Below are 3,879 nucleotides of genomic sequence, written 5' to 3' on the forward strand. Positions count from 1 at the left end.
CAATTAACCGCCCAACGGGGACTATCACCTGAAAAGTATTTAGAACAAAACGATTCCTGGAATTTTTTTAATCAGGTTAGCGGGCATATTATTACGGGACCAACGCATACTAATGTAATGGATATTATTGTAGTGTTGATACCTTAATGAAGGAAGTTGACCAGTTAACCAGTTGACAAGTTGACCAGGGAAATGCAGGTTGATAAAGTTGATAAGGTTTATAGAGTTGATAAAGGAATACAATATAAAAAAAAGCCCGGGTTGTTTAACATCCTGGGCTCTTTTCATATAAGAACTCAATAACCTAATAACTTACAAACCTGCACCTACGAGCCACGAAGGAAAAGCTTTATATTTCAAACTAAAAAACTAAAAAACTTGCCCTTTAATCCATGAGCGCTATACATTAAACTTTAAACATTCAACTTAAAACTTTCAACTGTATTACTGCCCTCCGGTAGCCACTGCGCTCCAATCCATCTCAGGATCTTTCTTAATAACCTCCTGCATATGACGTTTCAACAGATCGGCCAACGGCATTTTTTGTTGAACCTGATCGGCTTGCGACAACACCAGGTTAAGGTCCTTCAACCCTAACTGCGCTGTAAAGGCGGCAGGTGTAAATTGTTGGTTAACTATGATCTTGCTGTAGTTCTGATAGATCGGGGTGTTGAAAATAGTTTGCCCGAAGAAGTTCCACATTTTAAGCGCATCTACGCCACTGTTACTGGCAAGGGCGGCGCTTTCGCCAATGGCTTCCATGGCAGCGGCTATAGTAAAGTTGCCACATAATTTAACGGTGTTGGCAGCAGTGATGTTGTCACCAAAGTCCCATACGCCGGCGCCACCTGCATCTTTTAATAATTGTTCAAATTGCTGGCGCAGTTTGGCGTCGCCTGATACCACAAAATTCAGTTTACGGGCACGGGCCGCATCGGGCCGGCCAAATACCGGGGTAGCCAGGTACTGAGAACCGTTTTGCGTATGCTGTTGGCTCAGTTCTTCTGCGGTGAGTGGTAATATGGTGCTCATGGAAAGATGCACGCCACCGGGCTGCATGTTATTTATTAATCCATCAGCGCCCTCGGTGATCGTCTTTAACGCTTTGTCATCCGATACCATAGTGATGATGAATGCGCATTCAGCAGCCAGTGCTTTTACTGATCCTGCCTCTTTAGCGCCTTTGTCAACCAATGGTTTTGTTTTGGAAGCGGTACGGTTGTATACATATAACTCATGACCGCTTTGCAGAATATTCTCTGCGATGGGAGTGCCCAGGTTGCCCAGTCCAATAAATCCAATTTTCATAAACTAATGTTTTTAAATGAAAAAGGCGAGCCACCTTTGGAAGGTGACCCGCCTTTACACCTTCATAAAATATTTAACTCACTGAAGAACCATTGTCGATAGCATCGATGGGGTTGACGAAATGCAGTTTGCCTGCTTTGTCTTCCGCCATCAATATCATGCCATTGCTTTCAATGCCACGCATTTTGCGGGGCGCCAGGTTAGCTACCACCACCACCTGTTTACCGGTGATGTTTTCGGGCTGAAAATGTTCAGCGATACCCGAAACAATGGTACGGGTTTCAAAACCCAGGTCAACCTGCAGCTTTAACAGCTTGTCGGCCTTTGGCACTTTTTCAGCAGCCACAATGGTGCCTACCCGAAGATCGAGTTTGGCAAAATCATCGTACACGATCTGTTCTTTCAACGCATCAGGTTGTGCATCGGCTGCTTTTGCTGCTTCTGTTTTTGTATCGGCAGGTTGCGCTGGTTTAACCAGTCCGGCTTTTAATTTGGTGACCTGTGCTTCTATCTCTGCATCTTCTATTTTGCGGAACAGTAATTCCGGTGCCCGTAAGCTATAACCCACACTCAGCAATTTTGTTTTACCGGCGTTCTCCCAATCCAGCATTTTTTCCACCACCTTCATCAGGTGCAGCATTTTTTTAGCGGTAGCTGGCAAAAATGGGTTGATCATGATCGCCAGGTTGGCGGTCAGTTGCAAACAAATATGCAAACAGTTATCGATCAGTTTTTGTACTGCCGGGTCCGCTTCCAGGCGTTTGGCAACAATCCAGGGTTCTTTTTCCTGCATGTATTTGTTGCCTTTTCTGGCCAGGTCAATAACCTCAAACAGGGCATCACGGAATTTGAAATTCTCAATGCTTTCTTCCACCCTGTTTTTAGCAGCCTCAAACTCTGCCAACATGTTTTTGTCAATATCGTCCATTACATCTGCGTGCAATGGTGGCACTTTGCCGCCACACAATTTGTGCATCAGTACAAAGGCCCGGTTCACAAAGTTGCCGAAGATGCTTACCAGTTCACTGTTATTGCGGTCCTGAAAATCTTTCCAGGTAAAATCGTTGTCCTTGGTTTCCGGTGCATTGCTGCAAAGCACATACCGCAGCACATCTTCACAACCAGGGAAATCTTTTATGTATTCATGCACCCAAACCGCCCAGTTGCGGCTGGTGCTTACTTTATCGCCTTCAATATTCAGGAATTCATTGGCAGGCACATTTTCGGGCAGTACAAATCCACCATGCGCTTGTAACATCGCCGGGAAAATGATACAGTGGAAAACGATATTATCTTTTCCAATAAATTGAACCAGTTTGGTGTCTTCCTTGCACCAGTAGTCGGCCCATGTTTCGGTTAATTCCTTGGTGGCGGAAATATACCCGATGGGCGCATCGAACCACACGTATAGTACTTTGCCTTCGGCATCGGGCAGGGGAACTTTTACGCCCCAGCTGCTGTCGCGCGTCATGGCGCGGCTTTGCAGGCCACTGTCGAGCCAGCTTTTACACTGACCATATACGTTGTTCTTCCATTCGGTATGTCCTTCCAGGATCCAGCCCTTCAGCCATTCCTCATAGTTTTGCAGGGGAAAGTACCAGTGTTTGGTTTTCCGTTTTACCGGTACGGCATCACTGAGGGTGCTGCGGGGATGAATCAATTGTTCAGGACTTAATGAAGAACCGCAACGTTCGCACTGGTCGCCATACGCATTGGGATTGGCGCAAATGGGACAGGTGCCGGTAATATAGCGGTCGGCCAGGAACGTATTGGTTTTTTCATCATAAAATTGTTCGGTCTCTTTTTCCTCGAACAACCCGTCGTCGTACAGCTTTTTGAAAAAGGCAGCTGCCGTTTCGTGGTGAACCTGGTTGCTGGTGCGGGAATAGATATCGAAAGAAATGCCCATTTGTTCAAAGCTTTCCTTGATCAGGGCATGGTATTTATCTACAATCTGTTGCGGACTAACGCCTTCTTTCATGGCGCGAATGGTAATGGGAACCCCATGTTCATCACTGCCACCAATGAATTTGATGTCTCTTTTCTGCGCCCGTTGGTAACGCACGTAAATATCAGCCGGTAAATAGCAGCCTGCCAGGTGACCGATATGCACCGGACCATTGGCGTACGGCAGGGCCGCTGTGACTAAATAGCGCTTAAAATTGCTCATTTTGGTAATCGTCTTTAGTATTTCTGATCGTCGTCCCTTGCATCGCACACTTGTACTGCATATCGCTATGCAGCCAGGCGGGCGAAGGGTGGATTGCAAAAATAACTATAATCGGGGAGGGGATGAAATCGAAGGCAATTCTTAGTTTAAGGTTTAAAGTTCAAATGACGAAGCGAAAGATTGAAAAGGTTGGGAAAAAGAAGATTTACCATGATAAAAGACCGATGGCCACCCAAACCGCAATGAAAAAAGCCACAAACATCACTTCATTATTGATCTCCGAGCCGCGTTTTTTGCGAACGAGCAACTGAAATAAGATCCAGCCTACAAAAGCAATGGCCATTAATAAGGCTATAACAATGCGTGCTGCCATGTAACAAATATAACTTTTTGTAAGGAGG

Annotated in this window: 4 protein-coding genes; 1 reads left to right on the forward strand and 3 read right to left on the reverse strand. The window is 45.6% G+C overall.

Going from position 1 to position 3,879, the window contains the following annotated elements; genetic code table 11:
* The coding region (locus ACJ751_RS21095; protein WP_407747501.1) for an MOFRL family protein at positions 1 to 147 on the forward strand (147 nt) is incomplete at its 5' end.
* A gap of 297 nt (positions 148 to 444) precedes the next feature.
* Here the strand turns inward: ACJ751_RS21095 and ACJ751_RS21100 are convergent.
* From ACJ751_RS21100 to ACJ751_RS21110, 3 genes are all read right to left on the reverse strand, one after another.
* Positions 445 to 1,308 carry an NAD(P)-dependent oxidoreductase gene (locus ACJ751_RS21100; protein ID WP_407747498.1) on the reverse strand — a complete coding sequence of 288 codons (864 nt, stop codon included), beginning with the start codon at positions 1,306 to 1,308 and terminating at the stop codon, positions 445 to 447.
* Positions 1,309 to 1,381: 73 nt separating this feature from the next.
* A complete protein-coding gene (metG, locus tag ACJ751_RS21105) occupies positions 1,382 to 3,478 on the reverse strand; it encodes a methionine--tRNA ligase (RefSeq protein ID WP_407747499.1) in 2,097 nt (698 codons plus the stop codon).
* 205 nt (positions 3,479 to 3,683) lie between these two features.
* On the reverse strand, positions 3,684 to 3,879 hold a 196-nt coding region (locus ACJ751_RS21110; protein WP_407747500.1), incomplete at its 5' end, for a hypothetical protein.

Origin of the sequence: Niastella sp., assembly GCF_045805085.1 — a bacterium.
In the GTDB taxonomy this organism is placed as follows: Bacteria; Bacteroidota; Bacteroidia; order Chitinophagales; family Chitinophagaceae; genus Niastella.

Coding starts and splice junctions, on each gene's coding strand:
- metG (WP_407747499.1), bottom strand. CDS start 3,478: ATGAGCAATTTTAAGCGCTATTTAGTCACAGCGGCCCTGCCGTACGCC.
- ACJ751_RS21100 (WP_407747498.1), bottom strand. CDS start 1,308: ATGAAAATTGGATTTATTGGACTGGGCAACCTGGGCACTCCCATCGCA.